The sequence below is a fragment of the Rhizobium sp. BK538 genome, assembly GCF_014197575.1.
Lineage (GTDB): Bacteria > Pseudomonadota > Alphaproteobacteria > Rhizobiales > Rhizobiaceae > Rhizobium.
On sequence record NZ_JACIFT010000043.1, the window covers coordinates 1 to 16,033 of the forward strand.

Genomic DNA, 16,033 nt, shown 5'->3' on the forward strand with positions numbered 1-16,033 from the left:
AGTGGGAGCCTTGATACCCAGGTTCACGCCTGCCGAATGCGCAAACTACTTCAGAGCCGCAGGATATGACCCGGATTAAGCAGGATCTGCTCTAGTTGGCAGCAAGTACCATCATCTTTCGAAGCAGCGTGGCAACCGGAACAGTGTCGGCGAGAGCGTCGTCCTGAATTTAAGCCAGCAGGCCCATGCGGAGTATCCTTCTGCGTGGGCGCAATTTAGACATTCCGCCAAACGTAAAGAAGAGTTTTGTCCCTTGATGCGGGCCCAATCGCTGAAGCATCGCTTTGGCCCTATGAAGGGGTCGGATCCTTGATAAGTACCGTCAGACGCCCTGATCGCGCGGCGCAATGACAAGGGTGCCTTTTGTGCGCATGCTCCAGACTCGCCTGCGCATGCAGAAAGGGACTTCACACACACGTCAGGTGGACAGCGGCAGCTCTGGTAGCTCGTCTGGAACACGATCCCAAGGAGCATGCTTATGCGGAAAGAATGACCACGTCGGCTTGAACGCTGACGGATCGTCAAGCGTGCCTGCGTAGATGTTTATGAAGTCGGGAATGACTTCAGGTGTTGCAAAGAGAAGACTGCCACAGGTGGGACAAAAGTGGCGGACTGTAATCTTCCCGCTTCCCCCCGGTGCCGCGTGGCTTCTTGTAGCACCACTAATCGTTACTTTCTCGCGGGGCATACTCATCGCGGGAACATGGCCCGAGCCGGAAGCCTTTTGGCAATCACGGCAATAACACACCAATGAGCATTCCGGATCACCTTCACACTCGTATCGCACCGCGCCGCACAAACAGCCACCTGCTATCATCACCATCTCCTGACCCGCATACGAAGCGCCGCCGTGCGTTATTCCGTCTTGGACGCATGCGACCGCTTCATTTCGACACCCTAGACGAGGCAGCAAACAGTTTGCCCATATCGCGGCTGATGGTGTCTGGCACGCCGTGAGGACGGCGAAAGAAAACCGAATTCCGACCGGCTTCCTTAGCTGCATACAGAGCGCTGTCGGCCCGATCGACGGCGGGGTCGAGGGTGGTTTCGCACTCATCTATAGACGAGATGCCACAGCTCACCGTAACGCTTCGGGCCAGCCCCTGCTTTCGCCAATCCCTTGCCGCGAAACCGCTCCGGATCGATTCTGCGATGCCAACCGCGTCTTCAATCGAAGCGTGCGGAATGAACGCCACGAACTCCTCGCCGCCAAATCTGGCAATGCGGCCACACGAAGCGACGTTGCGCTCCAGCTCGTTCGCAAGCGCTCGAATGACCCGGTCACCCATTGCATGACCATACGTGTCGTTTACACCCTTGAAATGATCTATGTCGCAGATGATCAGCGCCCCCCGAGGAGTGCCTGAATCGAAATCACTTAAGATCGCGTCTCTAAATCCCCGCCGGTTAAGAAGCCCGGTTAGTTCATCGGTACCAGCTGCCGTCCTGTGTCGGTCGATGGCCGCAGTTGCGCTTGCTCCAAGAGCCGTAAACGGGAAGAACATACATATGGTGATTGTGCTTACAGTCACTTCGAGATTGTAGAGCGATGTCGCGAAATCACTCAAGTTGTCGCTGGAATTCGAAAAAAAGGTGAAAAAGACCGTCCGAACAACACAGTCGAGGACAACAATCCAAGTTGTTGCGATCAATGCTTTATCGATCGCACGGGAGGCTCTCCCAGTTACCACACAAATAGACCAGCCCAGAAGGAAGGCAAATCCGGCGTCTGTAAGGAACAGCTGGTGAACCAAGCTCGCCTTCCAATAAACCGCGTACACCAAGGCGATTGTGTAGCAGCCTACAAAGGCCAAACGCGGACCGGCATGCTGCGCTGTCCTGAAGTGCTCCATGAGGCCGCTGCCATAGCAATAAGCTGCTCCAATGAAGATCATCCCGGAAGCGAATGCCGCGAAATACGGTTCGGTGAAGAAAGTCGAGACAACGAAGCCTGCGGCAGTTTGAGCGAACCCAGCGGCCCATTGCCAGGCCGGGGTGACCTTCAGACGCCAGAGCAAAAGAAACGCGAGCGCAACAATGCTGAACAAAACAGGCGGAATGTATAAGATAAGACTGCTGTCGCCCATGATAGGCAGCACCCAGAAACAATTGATTTTATTAAAGTTCGATAGAAGGCTAGGTCATTTAACTTAACGGAAGTTGAATCCCTCCAACGACGTGGGTGTCCGATAAGTATCGCCGAGTAGCCCTTCGATTAGTGAACGCCAATGCAGGGTTCAGACGGTCGACCTGACCGTCAGTGTCCGGGTAGCTTGGGCGGCCTGGGGAATAGAATGCGTGCTCCACATGGCTGAATGCCGCTCACCGTTCCGTCGATTCTCGCCTTTCGATCACCCAACGGCGAGACGCTATTCAACCTTAGCCTGATGACCGCGTCACACTGCGTCTTTTTGTCGTGTGATCAGTCCAAATTGCCAGATTGCTGCTGCTTAACCATTCGTTAACCATAGCTCCTTAGCTATCCGAAAGCGAAACGCCGTCGGAAGAATTTCGAGGAGGACGCTATGTCGCTCGCCACCATGCCCGGCAAAATACGGCTATATGGCAGTTATGCTGTCTTAGTGATGACGGAAGGAAACCTGCATCAGACAGTATGCATCTCTAATGATGCAATGCCTGCTGGCGCAGGAGATATGATCCAAGGTATCCTCCGCTATCTTCATGTGTATGAGAGTATTGCCGATCGCAAGTTTTCAGAGGGCCAGCTGGCATATGACGGACGGGTGTGGATAACCGCTTCTGACATGACCTTGCACTAACGACGGCGGTCATCGGCAGGTGACCGCTCTGCGCCACTTCGGGACCTTGCCACTGATGTCGCAAAGGTCGCGTCTCGACCCAAAGCCGCCCCTACGCCGATCTAGTTGACCGAAATTCTTCACACCGGATTCTGTGGCACGGCGCGTCACTACCTGCTTCCTTGACGATTTACCTTCCATTACAATCTCTTTCGCACATAGAGGAGTTCCGCCATGAGCGAAGACGCCTTCAACATGTCGATCCGCAAATTCCTGAAGGAAGTCGGCATCACGTCGCAGCGCAAGATCGAGGAGACGGTGCGCAAGGGGCAGGTCGGCGGCAAGAAGTTGAAGGTCCGCATAACGCTAACGGCGGAAGGCACCGGGCTTAATCACGTGGTGGACGGCGAGATCGAACTTCCGTAGGCCGGGCGAAGTGATGGAGTGAAACGTCCGGCTACGCCAAGTTCATGGTCCACCCCCGCGCGTAATCGAAGCATGGCCGCAATGGGGCCGACAACGGTCATCGGGAGATGACGGCTTTGCGCCAATACCGGACGTCGCTTCGCGGCTAGATCACCGCCGGACCAGTTCTGCCGCGTGTTCTTTCATCCAAGCGATCTCGAGCGCCCCCTCGTCGAGTACACCGCGACGTTCCAATTCCACCTCCCATGCGGAAACCGTTGCAGCAAGATCACGCATATGTTGCTGCATTTGCCGAACCCGTTCGATTCCAAGCTGCATGATTCCGATCTCTGGCGCTATTCCGTAGGCATCGAGTAACAATTGAAAGCGCCGGACTTTATCGCGGACGCCTGTCGGCAAGCCATGCGCCTCACATTTTTCGTCGCGCCAAAACGGCACCCAGCGCCAAGCAACGAACCCAAGGTCCCAAGAGCGCGGTCCTGGCGCTGCCGCGTCCGAGCCGGACGTCAAAGCGGCCGCCTTTGTAGGGAATGAAGCCTTCGCCGTTGCCAACTTCACCTTCGATGTTCCCGTCCCTGATCGTCGAAGCCTAGCGCACGCGGGGACCCATCAAATCCTTCGCGTTCGACGTGCCGCAGCAGGTCGAGAACGGCGGGAGACCACGCGCGTCCGCCACGCCGCACTGTTTGACCCGCGCGAACGACGTTCGAATCTGCACCGCCTTTGAGGAGAATTTCTGGTCCGGCCATTCTTTAACTTAGGCGCGGGACAATTGACGGGTCAACGGAAGATGTCCGCTCAGGGCGGCCGGAAGTCGACGAAGGTTTCGCCTGGATCGCGCCACAAGGTGACCTTCGACCCAGTCCGGATCGCGCCACGAACAGACTACGCTCTAGGTTGGTTTCGGTGGCACGTGGGTATTCGGCTTGCGGGTAAGCGTCGCCCCATAGAGGATAACAACGACCAGCGCGGTCACACACCACATCGCGACCAGCAGCATGATGTGGCGTTCGCTGTCGATCGCATTCAGGCCGAGATTGCCTGTGATGACCAGGCCGTCGGCGGCGTGGGCGATCAAGGTCATGAGCACGCTGCCCTTGGTGTTGTTGAAGAGCCAGCCGAACACGATCGTGAAGGCGAAGGTCCCAAACAGCGCATAAGATGGCAGCATGTCGAGGAGGACCAGCGGCACGTGCCAGATGACGACCAGTACGCCGAGGATGGCGCTCGCGACGATCGGCAAGTGCCGTTCCTGCAGACGCGGGAGGGCGAAGCCACGCCAGCCGAGTTCTTCTTGCATCGGGCCGTCGAGGGGATTGACGAGGCGAATGGCGAACATCATCAGAATGGTCGGCACTGAAGCGATCAACGCAGCCGTGGGGTTCGGCCCGCCGAAGACCATGTTCAGATAAGCGGGCGTCACGCCGATCACCGGCGCTATGAGCAGGGCGACCGCAAACCATCCCCAGCCCACCCGCCAGATGGCGAACTTCTTAAGGAGCGCGCCGATACCGGGCTTGCCTCCGGTGATTGCGGTCACGATCAGGGCGGCGTAAAGCGGACCAGGCACCATGAGGAGGAGAGGCAAGGCGAGCGCGCCGGTGAGGAGAGTGCCGGCATAGATCCGCTCTGGGAGGATCCAGCCGAGCCAGGTCAGGATGTAAGCGATGGCGAAAAACGCAACGAGTGGGTAGCGGCTGATCAGCCTGCGGATGGAGGTCATGTCGGCTCCTTTGCTGCAGCACTCGGAATTAACGACCCAGCCGCAGAAAGCGATGTCGACGAGTTAGTGGCGCGCGGCGTAGCCCTCGGTGCAAAGCGAATGGAAGTTTACCAGCACCCGACCAATCCGCAGCATCACTCTCAGATCAGCCCCGCATAGGACTGCATGATCCATAGCTGCCCCCGCCAATCATCATTCTGCTTTTTCGAAAAGTGTCCAGCCTGTTTGGTCGGCTTAGCGCCATTTGCGGACATCCTGAAAACCGACAATCCGCTTGCGATTGCCCTCTATCGCTGTGACGTATCATGGAGAGAATGGATGGAAAAATGGAGTCCGGTATGGACGCGGCCAAGGCCACAGGCGCAAGCCGCATTACCGTCAAGGATCATCTTCGCGCGTTGACCGAGCAAGGGCATCTGACCCTCGGTCCTCTTCTTCGTGCATGATTTTACGCACCATCGGGCAAACGCGGGGCTCTCCCCTTTTGAAAGCCAGCAAGGCCCGTAACAACGCCTCGCCATCGACACGATCGGTCTTCACCCGCCGATGACGGCGTGGCGTTGCTTTTCCGCTGCGGCTGGCAACTGCAGCGTCGCGGGCCGAAAAACGAGAGAAGACCAGTTCCTTCGTTGCTCGACTTCCTATTCGACGCACGTCCGGTCAGCGCAGTTCGCCTCAAGGGTGAGTTAGACTGAGCAAGAGCAAATGGATCATCCATCGCTTGGCTAAACACAACCAGGGACCACCTCGGTGAACACTCATCGATCAATGAGCTCAAGCCGGCCTCCACCTGCGATCAGCCTCACGCCGAGCAGCAACAGGGCACCTGCGTAGGCTGCTGCCCCAGCGGCGATAACAAATGCGAGCTCCGCCACATGCGGATAGTTTCGCCCGGCCAATTCATCCCGCAAAAGCCAGAGGACAATCGCCATTGCGATGACGGCGGCTGCCACCTTCCAGAGATTTTGCAGTTGATCCAGAATACCAAGGTCGAGCAGTCGGCGGGCCTCATTGAGGTAGAAGGCGAACATGAGCGTCGACAGAGCAATTCTCGCGATACTCACACCGGTGACCGAACCCAGATAAAACCCGATCGAAATCAGAAGCACGCGGAAACAGAGATCGACTGCATTTAAACGGAAGATCACATGCGGTCGGTCGAGTGCAACGCTAACCGATGAAAGCGTCTGGAAGTAGGGGATGGGCGCCACAGCGAGGGCAAGCAGGCTGAGGAGGGGTGCTGCATGCTCCCATTTGGCGCCGAGCAGGAGGTCGGTCACAAGGTCTGCCGTGAAAGATATCCCCACACAGGCGGGGGCTGAGATCAACATGGCAAAGCGCGTCGCCTTCAAGAAGGCCTGCCGTACGCGCGCGCGATCTGCGTTAATCTGCGAGAATGCGGCCATGACAGGCTGCAGCGCCGGGCCAATGAGGCTTTGCGTGGGAATGACTGCAACGTCGCTCGCCACTGCATAGCGTCCAAGCGTCGGACGGTCCGCAAGCGCCCCGATCAGGAACCGATCGAACTGCCAGTTGAGCGCTGAGACCAGTTGGGCCGACGAGAACCAGCCGATGAAGCCGGCAAAGTCAGGCAGGCGCGCCAGGGAAATGGCAGGACGGTAAGGAGCAAGAATGTAGGATGCAACCGTTGACGCAAAGGAGGCGATCACGAAGTTGGCAACGATGGCCCAGTATGCTCCACCACTCAGGACCACGAGTATCGCGATGATGGCCGCAGTCAGCTTGCCGGATGCTTCCAGAATAAACGTCTGGCGAAATCCGAGCTGCCGCGCGAAATTGACCATCGCCGGACTGGTTAGTCCTCTCGAAATGGGCCCAAGGGCAAGGACGGCAACGAGGAGAACAAGGTGGCTGTCGTGATTGATCCACGAATAGGGCCAAGCGGCTGCCAAAACGATGGTTGCAATCACGACGCCTCGCATGAGACCAACCGTAAAACCGGTATCAAGATGGCTTTTGTCGATGGTCGCAAGACGCACGAGGGCCTGGGTCACGGGAACCTCAAGCATGGTGTCGACAACCATCACCAGCGATGTGGCGAGTGCAGCAAGTCCAAAATCGGCAGGCGTCAGAATGCGAGCAAGAACAAGCAGGGTGAAGAAGTCGATTATTCGCCCGACAAAGCGCGAGAAGACGAGCCAACCGGCTCCCTTGATTGCCTTTACCGCAAGCATGTCTCACTCCGAATCCTGAGCTCCAGCCACGTCGCGGCGAAAGGCCGCGACGCATATTCTTGTGAAAGGCCACGCGGGGTTTTTCGCGCGCCCTTGCACTCAGTCATCCTCCCGCGTGATGTCTGCTTGGAGCCGGATTGATCCGGCAACTGATCCTACAACGTTCCTCCATGTCGTAGTTCGGCTATTTGAGGCGTGCCGACACTCCCCTTACAATGTGCGCCATCTCCAGGGCAGGTAAGAGTGCGGTCTTCAGGAATGGAAAGTCGCGCGCTATTGCGCCTTCTCGCCAAAGCTGCGATTTGACGGCTGTCAGTTTTTTCGCAAGATCGGGGGCGCCCGATTGCTTCAGCACATAGACGCTTTCCGGACGGCCAAAATCGACGGAGCGGGCCCCGACACCCAGTGCCATCATATCGAAGGCCCGAGGATTGGTGATCGCTTGCTTCAGCCGCCCCCAGGCAAGGTCGGCATCCGACATGATCTCGGCGCCATTTCCGACCCGATCAATGTATTGCAGGACGCCCGCAAGCAGCAGATTTCCATCTGCAGGATCAATCTCGCCATAAGCGATCTTGCCGGCATTGCTGTAGACCGTTCCATCGCCAGATTCACTCAAATGCCGAACGGAGGGAATTGCAGGTTCAAACAGGCTCTCGATAATCTGCCAGTAGCGCAGGATGACCGTCTCGATCCTTAGCGGGTTATAGAGGTCTTCCTCGACGACCAATCCCGTTACCTGTGGGAAGTGATCCTCGCTAAGGCCCTTGTAGTTGCACCTTGCAAACTGGATCGTTTCGAATGCCCGTTCGGGCAGCCCGGCAGCAACAAGACGCTGCGTGCTCCCGTAAAGGCCAGTGTCACAGAGAATGATACGCGAGACATCACCGGCAATCTGCTGCAGATGGCGCTCGAACAGCTCGTTCTGTCTCGCAATGTCATCGAGCACCACACGGCCTTCAGGGGTGTCGATCATCGCAAAGAAGTGGCTTGGGTCGAAGGGAAGTTGCCAAGGACCAGAAAGTTCATACGTGCAGCCGCCAAGTGCATTGGCGACATCGGCAAAGGTGTTCTTCTTAAACTCCCGGCCAAGTTCATCGAGGACGGCGGGGCTTTGCTGCATGAGTGCTGCGCGCGCCGCCACCAGGCGCGAGATGAGGATGTTTTCGCGACGGATTTCAAGCGGAAGGTTAAGCTTAGCAACCAGCTTTTCGAAGGCTTCCCTGATGCCGATACCGCCGCGTGCGCAAAACAGCAACGCGGCATTTTTCTGCGTTTCCGCTTCCCTGGCATAGAGCCATATATAAAGGCAAAACTGCGCAACAATTGGCCCGAACACTTCCCGCCCGAAGGCTGCGCGATCAGCCAGGTCAGGCATTCGGCCCGATGGTCTCATGACCCCCTTGCGAACGCCGCGCATGGCTTCGGCCCGGGCACCGTCGGCGCGTGTGGCAAACCGCCTCAGGCGCCCCTTGGGAAGATGCAGGGCATGGATGCCCATGGTTCTCGGCACGGCGCAGTCGGCAAGAAAATCATCACCAAGATGCAGCAAGCGTGACGCTGCAACGCCTTCCTCTTCGAGAACGCGTGAAAACAGCCTGCCAAATCGCTTGCTCTCTCCGATGTCGGCGCTCGAATAGACGTTATCGATCAGACCCGGACCGTGAAAGTAGTTGATCAATTCCACGAGTTGGCGTCGCGGCAGTGCCGTATCGGAAACGGCGACGATGCGAATGCCGGTCTGGCGATGCAGGCGCAGTACCTTGGCGAGCTTTTCGTTTGCGCACAGCGAAATCTTTTCAATGGCCATCTCGAGTGAGATGCGTTGCTCGATCAGCCGTTCGGGCAGGCCAAGCATGGCGAGTTGGCGCTGGATAATGTCGACGAGCCGGACTTCGCCAGCACCGCCGCCGACGTTGAGCGCGCGATAGGCAAACCGCTCAGCCAGTTGCCGGGTTCGAAACAGATGCTCCGCACTGATTAAAGTTCCCTCGTCCCGCAGCAAGCGAGCAAAGCGCTGCTCGGCCTGCATTACGCGCGATCTTTGCGATCGCGGCTGGCGCAGCAACAAGGTGTCGAACACGTCTGTTGAGATTAGGTCTATGCCGTCCAATGGACCGTGAAGGAGATGGGCGAGGCTTTGCCGCAGCACTGGAGAACCCTTTGCCGTCGATCAGCCCTGCCTGTCTTTCGACAGTGTTGTTACAGTGAATGCACTGCAGCAAGGCTGTTTCCCTGAATTCGCAACCGCAAAAATTCTGCCGCATTATTTGATGTACATCAAGTGCAAAATTATATTTTATTTTGCGGTGCAGAAGCGTTGCAAAAACTACTCACGTGCCTATTGTTCTTCCGACGTTGTGCTTGAGATGTCGACTCTTTTTTAATTGCGTTATACTGTCTCGTTCTACTGGGAGGACAGTTCGGGGGCGACCAATGGATGACGTAAGCCATCATTCCTCACGCATGTCCGCAGTGCAGCAATTTGATGTTATCGTGCTTGGCGCCGGCATTTCGGGCCTCGTCGCGGCGTCGATCTTTTCGGCTGAGGGGAACCGTGTCGTCGTCGTTGACGAATACGATCACGTCGGCGGCAACCACATGGACTGGTCTTCGGCCGAAGGCTACACGTTCGACGTCGGAAGTTTGATCTTTCAGGACGATTCCCCTTTGCTTCGGCACTTCCCGGAGCTTCTTGAACATTATGTGCCGATCAAACCGACCTGGGGGCGGCTAAACCCGCAGGGAAAGATCACCGTCTATCCGATTTCGATACGCGATGACATTCTCGGGGCGGGTCCAATTGGAGTGATCCGGATTTTCGCCTCGGTCCTTTACGCGCGCATATTCTGTCGCCGGATGGCGAATGCGAGAGACTTTGCGCGTTACTGGATCGGCGCCTATCTCCTGCACCGGTCGGGGCTTGGAACCTACATGCGGCGCTTCTACGGTATCAATGCAGAAGAGATCGATCTTGATCTCGCGCGCAAGCGCATGCTCTGGATCGCCGAATATGCTTCGCTCATCAATCTTTTGCGCCGCTTGCTGAAGCGCAAGGGGGCGACCGGGCCGAAAAACCGCCAGATGGCACGTCCGCGGGAAGGCTTTGGTGCGCTTTATGGCGCAGCCGTGTCGAGGCTCGAAAGCTGTGGCGTTGTCTTCAAGCTGTCGGCTGAAATGCGTCAGCTTCACAAGACAGTTTGCGGTTACGAGCTGTTGCTCGACGGTGAGAGCCTTGGCGGGAACAGGATTGTTTCCACGGTGCCGATTAACGTTGCCGAACGGATATGCGGCAACGGACAGACCTCCGCATTGAAGACCATCACGCTTATAACTTTGTACTTCAGCTTTGCTGGCGAGCGCGGGTTTCCCCAGGCAATCATTTATAACTTCTCGCACGAGGGTTCGTGGAAGCGTTTGACCGTTTATTCGGACTTTTACGGGCGCGTTGCCGAGCGCGAGTATTTTGCAGTCGAGGTCATTGCCGGCACGGTCACGTCGACCGAACAGGCAGAAGCAGACTTCCGCCATCACGCCTGCGCAAATGGGTTGTTTCGTGGCGATCTCAAGCTTGAGGGCAGCCACGTCCTGACAAACGCCTATCCAATCTACAGCAAGGGAGCTGCACAAAATGCAGCACAGGCGATCGCGCGATTAAAGAGCTTTGGAATAGAATCGATCGGGCGGCAGGGCGGCTTCAATTATCAGCCGACCGCCCGGGTTTCCACCATCGATGTGGAGACCGCGATCGCGACGCCTTGAATACCACGCATGGCTTGCCGTCGAATGCACCCGAAAGGCGGTAGGCATCGGCACCAGATGACGAGAGGTCGACGATGCGAGTTCTGCATATCCTCAATCATACCCGGCGCTTGAACGGGCATGTGCACGCAGCGGTGGATCTTGCCTGCGCGCAGATTAAACTTGGACATCAGGTCTATCTCGCAAGTGAAGGAGGAGATTTCGACACACTCTTGAAGGCGAAGGGCATCGAAACGCTCTTTATCGGTCACGAGCGGAAGATTCCGAGCCTCTTAAGGGCGCTGTCTCGCCTGAGTTCCTATATCAAGAAGTACGACATCGACATCGTTCACGCGCACATGATGACAAGCGCGGTGATTGCCTTCCCGGTCTGCAAGTTACGACGCGTCCCACTCATTACGACAGTTCACAACGAATTCGAAAAGAGCGCAACGCTGATGGGGTTGGGAACACGCGTCATCGCGGTCAGCGATGTGGTCGGCGCCTCGATGCGCCGCCGTGGCGTTCCCCAGTCGAAATTGAAGGTGGTGTTGAATGGCACGATCGGATCAAGCCGATCGGAAGGGCGCAGTGAAGAGCCAAAGCCGCTTCGCTCACCAAGTATCCTGTTTGTCGGTGGTCTTCATCCACGCAAAGGTCTCCCGGACCTTTTTGACGCGTTTGAAACCGTACACAGGTCCTTTCCGACAGCCCATCTCTACATTGTCGGCGATGGCCCGTTTCGCGAGGAATACAAGGCCAGGGCCGCAGCATTGGAAAGCGCCTCGCAGATCACATTCGTCGGATCGACAAGGGATCCATACCCCTACATGCTAGGGGCAGACATCTTCGTCCTTCCTTCCCATGCCGACCCAGCACCGCTCGTCTTGTCTGAGGCGCGCGAAGCAGGTTGCGCGGTCATTGGTTCGTCTGTCGACGGAATTCCCCAGCTGCTTGAGGACGGGGAGGCCGGGCTTCTTGTGCCGCCCCGGGATCCGGCAGCTCTCGCCAGGATGCTTGGCCACCTGCTGGAAGCACCGGAACGGATTGCCGACTGGCGACAGAAAAGTCAGTTTCGCATCGAACACCTGACGATCGAACGCGTCGCCCGGGAGACGCTCGAGGTCTATTACTCGGCGATGCCACGCGGCAAGGCAGTACCCTTGGCGACGTGACGCCTCACCTTATCGCTAAACGGAAAAGGTCTGTTTCAGGCGCGCCCGCATCTGGCTGGACCGCGCCGGATCAATCCGGATGGCCGCCAACTGCTGGGCCATGCCGTTTGGAAGCACAAAGAGCGCAACGGCAAAAAGGCAAAGCGCAAATCGCTTCTTGCCGGTGTTTTCGCGCATCAAGGCCCCGATGTAAGCTGCGATCTGGCCAACACCTGGCCGCTTGCCGTCAACCACGAGGCTCATCGTATTCAGTTCCATGACGTAGGCGTAGTCACTGCGGACTTCGACCGTATCGGTTGAAGCACAGCGTGTCTGGACGAGTTCTGCAAGATGATAAAGACGTCCCATGAACCGATCGACGTAGCCTTTCATCCGTTTTGACGTCAGTACGGAAAAGGACGACTGGTTGGCGTTATGGATCCTGTATTTGCCAAGCGGCTTCGGAATCGAGATGACCTTGCCGACGAAGGGAGCAAGTAGATAAGACACACCGTCGATGCCGCGCTCATAGGTCATTTCCCCAAGGCCTTCGTAGACGTCACGCCTGTAGATGTTTCCAGAGGTCGGCGGCGTGTTGTAGTAGCCTCTTTCACGTATCGATCGGATCAGTGGTTCGGAATCGTCTGAAGGCTGGAGAGTGGGAAATGCATTGCCGATCGGCTTGCCATCCTTGTCGATTGGCAGAAGCATGAACTGTATCTTGGAAACGTCCGGCCGAAGATAAGGAGCAATTTCGGCTAACGTACCTTCACCAAGAACGTCGTCGGCATCAAGGAAGTAGACGAAGTCACCATGCGACAATGACAGACCGTTGAGTGATGTCTTCAATTGCCCGCGATTTTCGGTCCGCACGGCAGTGATTTGATCCCCGAATTCCTGGATCCTGTCCCAGGAGCGGTCCGTCGATCCGTCATCGACCACTATTATTTCGAGATTGTCATAGTCTTGCGAAAGAACACTTCTGATACATTCAGAAATGTACATTTCGTAATTGTAGCAAGTGATTATGATGCTGAGAAGCGGCTGGACTTTTAACATCTTGCAAACCTTCTCTACTCAGATTATGTTGCAAAGCAGCATACCAAGTGCAGTGCAAGGCGTCCATAGAAATAACCTTGTAGACGTTGCAGCATAGATGGCCGAAACGGCCGTGCCTCTACGCGTCCCGAAGTATTTCGGGGCGAGCCAAGTAGTAGTTCCATCGGTATTTTCCGTGGCATCCTGGATATCACCTGCAGTGATTTTGCCGGGGGCTTCGCTAGATTCGCTTGCCCTATACTGATCGCATTCGATGCGATTTGCAGATGATTGAATGCTTGTCTTTTTTGGCGTCCGGTGCGCGTGCCGGCACATCGAGCTCTGTTGCCTTTTGGTCCGGAGGACGAATGGAAATGCAAGTCGGCCTGCCATTTCGCGATCAATCCCGACGTCGCATGAAGATCCTCTACATCCAGCCGGGAACAAGTGCGTTTGCCGGAATAGAGCGGGTCGTTGATGCGGTCTGCACGATGCTCGCCGATCGATTTTCCGACGATTTCGAGGTCGACGTGCTCTACACCTCGGTTCACAAGAATCGGCCGACGGAGGCCCGTGGTTACAACGTCATCGATCGCCTAGCTCGCGGGCGCCTGGACTTGATGCGGATTTTCCGAAGCGTGATCAAGTCAAAGGACTACAGTCTGGTCGTCGTCCCGCAAATTGAGCCGACAGTCATCTGCATGGCGGCCTGTATCGGATTGAACCGTCGATTTGCCGTTCATTTGCACGGAAATCCAAAGCGCGAGCGCAGCCATTTCAAGGCGAAGGTCCTCTTCTTCCTGATGCGCATCTATTTCCTCTCAAGGGTGTCTTATGTTTTCGGAACTTCGCCGAGACAGCTCGACTCCTTCAAGGAGATGTTCAACAGCAAGGTACCGCAGGTCTGGGTCCCCAACCCTGTGCGGGCTTTTGATCTGTCCGAAACGCCGTCTTGCGACGCATCGTCTGGATCCGTCACATTTGTCAATGTCGGTCGCTTTGCCTTTCAAAAGGGGCAGGATATCCTGCTTCAGGCGTTTTCCGAACTCGTCAAGATCCGACCGAATGTCAGGCTGAGGATCGTCGGATATGGCATCGGCGAGGCGAACCTGCGCGCCGAAATATCGAGACTTGGGCTCGATGCTTCCGTCAGTATCGAACATTACCCGATCAACCCGCAGCCGGCCCTTGCAACCAGCGACGTATACGTCTCGACCTCGCGGTGGGAAGGGTGGTCGCTTGCGATCTGCGAAGCCTTGCGGTTTGGTTTGCCGGTCATTTCGACCGACTGTGAATTCGGACCGAGCGATATCCTCGTTGATCCCCGGCTTGGGCGCCTTGTCCCGGTGAGCGGTGGACGGGCTCTCGTCGATGCGATGGCATATTACTGTGACAACCTTTCGCTCGAGCAGTCACACTCTGATTTTCGAAAGACCTTCATCGACAGGTACAGCCCTGAGCGCGTGGTGGAAATCCATGCCGAGGCCCTGCGGACCGCCGCAAGGGAGCTCGCATAAGGTCAATCGTCGGCAAGGAGAACGTGCATGCTGCCTTCTTTATCACGGCGCGGCTTTCTACACGCATCTACTGCCTTCCTGGCCCTCCAGTGCCAGAGTGCCTCTGCCACGGCGCCCGCTTTTGACGATCCGACCGTCGGACGAAAGGTCGTCTTTGAAGACACCTTCAATTTTCTCGATTGGTCAGTTTGGGATGCCGGTCCGAAGGCGACGACAGACGGCACCGGCTTTTATGGTCGATCGGCGTTCGCCACCAAGCACGGCGAGGAGGGTTTCAATCCATATTCCATCGTCGACGACTCGGCGGCAGAAGATGGCAAGGCGCTGCAGATATCCGCGAAATATATCGGGCGTCCGATGAACGTTCGCAAATATTACGGAAACACGCTGCCCGAATTTCAGTGGATTTCCGGAAATCTTCAGGCAGCGAGAAAGGATGGTGTCGTCCTCAAGGGATGGCGCAAGGGCTATTTCGAGACGCGCATGCTCTTTCCGCGTCATCCGTTGACCTGGCCGGCATTCTGGATGCTGAACGGCCGAAGCATCTTGGAACCGAGGACCAGCATTGAGCTCGACATAGTGGAGCACAAGGGTTGGGAGCCCACCGTCTACGGGACCTACCTTCATGAATGGGGAGGGCCAGACGAGGGTGGGCGAAGCACCGGCGTTGAAACGCCTGTCGACATGACGACAGGGTATTGCCGCTACGGCATGCTCGTCGATGACACGCGATGTGTTCCATACTTCAATCGAAAGCCCGTCATCGACAGGAAGACGGGAAAACCCGCTGATTGGCCAATCACGCGTTCCGCACGACTGGACGAGGAGTTCGACGTGTTCTGGCCGCTCTTAACGCTTGCATTGAGGACCGACGTCCGATTTCCGCAGCCTTTGCAGGACGCGGACAGGATCACTCATATGCGCGTCGATTATTTCAGGGTCTACGCGTAAGGGCAGCTTAAGCGTTCGCCTGAAGGCGCAGACTGGTCATGTCATTTGCGATGGGTGTGTGCAAAGCCAGCGAGCTTAAAACCCGGAAATGTGAGGTCGTATGCGTATTGTGATGATTGGCTCGGGCTATGTCGGCCTTGTTTCCGGTGCCTGCCTCGCCGATTTCGGCCATCATGTCACCTGTGTCGACAAGTCCGCAGCAAAGATTGATGCCCTGGAAGCCGGCAAGGTTCCGATTTTCGAACCCGGTCTCGATAATATCATCGAACATAACCGCAACGCCGGTCGCCTGGATTTTTCGAAAGAGCTGGCGACATCGGTTGCGAACGCGGACGTCGTCTTCATCGCCGTCGGCACGCCGTCGCGCCGTGGCGATGGTCACGCCGACCTTAGCTATGTGTATGCGGCCGCCCGCGAGATCGCGGCTGCGGTGTCCGGATTTACCGTCGTCGTCACCAAGTCGACGGTTCCTGTCGGCACCGGCGATGAGATCGAGCGCATCTTCCGCGAGGAATTCCCGCAGAAGGAC

13 protein-coding genes and 1 pseudogene are annotated in these 16,033 nt (G+C 56.7%); 7 read left to right on the top strand and 7 right to left on the bottom strand.

What is annotated here, in order from left to right; genetic code table 11:
* Nucleotides 1–884: 884 nt before the first annotated feature.
* A complete protein-coding gene (locus FHX09_RS28720; protein ID WP_184451044.1) occupies nt 885–2,087 on the bottom strand; it encodes a GGDEF domain-containing protein in 1,203 nt (400 codons plus the stop codon).
* A 438-nt stretch (nt 2,088–2,525) separates the two neighbouring features.
* On the opposite strand from FHX09_RS28720, the gene FHX09_RS28725 reads away from it, so the two are divergent.
* Nucleotides 2,526–2,780, top strand: a complete 255-nt coding sequence (locus FHX09_RS28725) for a hypothetical protein (protein WP_007788277.1) — start codon at nt 2,526–2,528, stop codon at nt 2,778–2,780.
* 213 nt (nt 2,781–2,993) lie between these two features.
* Nucleotides 2,994–3,185 (top strand): DUF6494 family protein, encoded by a 192-nt coding sequence (locus FHX09_RS28730; RefSeq protein WP_007788276.1) that lies wholly within the window; start codon nt 2,994–2,996, stop codon nt 3,183–3,185.
* A gap of 150 nt (nt 3,186–3,335) precedes the next feature.
* On the opposite strand, the gene FHX09_RS28735 is transcribed toward FHX09_RS28730, so the two are convergent.
* The 5 genes and pseudogenes from FHX09_RS28735 to FHX09_RS28755 form a co-directional block, all read right to left on the bottom strand.
* Nucleotides 3,336–3,743 (bottom strand): hypothetical protein, encoded by a 408-nt coding sequence (locus tag FHX09_RS28735; RefSeq protein ID WP_246699534.1) that lies wholly within the window; start codon nt 3,741–3,743, stop codon nt 3,336–3,338.
* 334 nt (nt 3,744–4,077) lie between these two features.
* Nucleotides 4,078–4,908, bottom strand: coding sequence for a type II CAAX endopeptidase family protein (locus FHX09_RS28740; RefSeq protein ID WP_132594831.1), 831 nt, complete (start codon nt 4,906–4,908; stop codon nt 4,078–4,080).
* Between the two features lie 423 nt (nt 4,909–5,331).
* A pseudogene (locus FHX09_RS28745) lies at nt 5,332–5,463 on the bottom strand (IS110 family transposase); the annotation flags it as partial.
* A 203-nt stretch (nt 5,464–5,666) separates the two neighbouring features.
* Nucleotides 5,667–7,103: an oligosaccharide flippase family protein gene (locus FHX09_RS28750; RefSeq protein WP_184451046.1), complete on the bottom strand. Its 1,437-nt coding sequence runs from the start codon at nt 7,101–7,103 to the stop codon at nt 5,667–5,669.
* A gap of 184 nt (nt 7,104–7,287) precedes the next feature.
* Nucleotides 7,288–9,255 (bottom strand): hydrolase, encoded by a 1,968-nt coding sequence (locus FHX09_RS28755; RefSeq protein ID WP_184451047.1) that lies wholly within the window; start codon nt 9,253–9,255, stop codon nt 7,288–7,290.
* Between the two features lie 284 nt (nt 9,256–9,539).
* On the opposite strand from FHX09_RS28755, the gene FHX09_RS28760 reads away from it, so the two are divergent.
* Both FHX09_RS28760 and FHX09_RS28765 read left to right on the top strand, forming a co-directional pair.
* Nucleotides 9,540–10,865, top strand: coding sequence for an NAD(P)-binding protein (locus FHX09_RS28760; RefSeq protein ID WP_132594837.1), 1,326 nt, complete (start codon nt 9,540–9,542; stop codon nt 10,863–10,865).
* A 74-nt stretch (nt 10,866–10,939) separates the two neighbouring features.
* A complete protein-coding gene (locus FHX09_RS28765) occupies nt 10,940–12,019 on the top strand; it encodes a glycosyltransferase family 4 protein (RefSeq protein ID WP_184451049.1) in 1,080 nt (359 codons plus the stop codon).
* Between the two features lie 15 nt (nt 12,020–12,034).
* Here FHX09_RS28765 and FHX09_RS28770 read toward each other — a convergent pair whose 3' ends face one another.
* Nucleotides 12,035–13,057 (bottom strand): glycosyltransferase family 2 protein, encoded by a 1,023-nt coding sequence (locus tag FHX09_RS28770; protein WP_184451051.1) that lies wholly within the window; start codon nt 13,055–13,057, stop codon nt 12,035–12,037.
* Between the two features lie 347 nt (nt 13,058–13,404).
* Between FHX09_RS28770 and FHX09_RS28775 the strand changes: the two genes are divergently transcribed.
* The 3 genes from FHX09_RS28775 to FHX09_RS28785 form a co-directional block, all read left to right on the top strand.
* The gene (locus tag FHX09_RS28775; protein ID WP_184451053.1) at nt 13,405–14,553 is read left to right on the top strand and encodes a glycosyltransferase; all 1,149 of its coding nucleotides are present in this window, start codon (nt 13,405–13,407) and stop codon (nt 14,551–14,553) included.
* Between the two features lie 27 nt (nt 14,554–14,580).
* Nucleotides 14,581–15,504: a family 16 glycosylhydrolase gene (locus tag FHX09_RS28780; RefSeq protein ID WP_184451055.1), complete on the top strand. Its 924-nt coding sequence runs from the start codon at nt 14,581–14,583 to the stop codon at nt 15,502–15,504.
* 100 nt (nt 15,505–15,604) lie between these two features.
* Nucleotides 15,605–16,033: UDP-glucose/GDP-mannose dehydrogenase family protein (locus FHX09_RS28785; RefSeq protein WP_184451057.1), on the top strand; the 429-nt coding region annotated here is incomplete at its 3' end.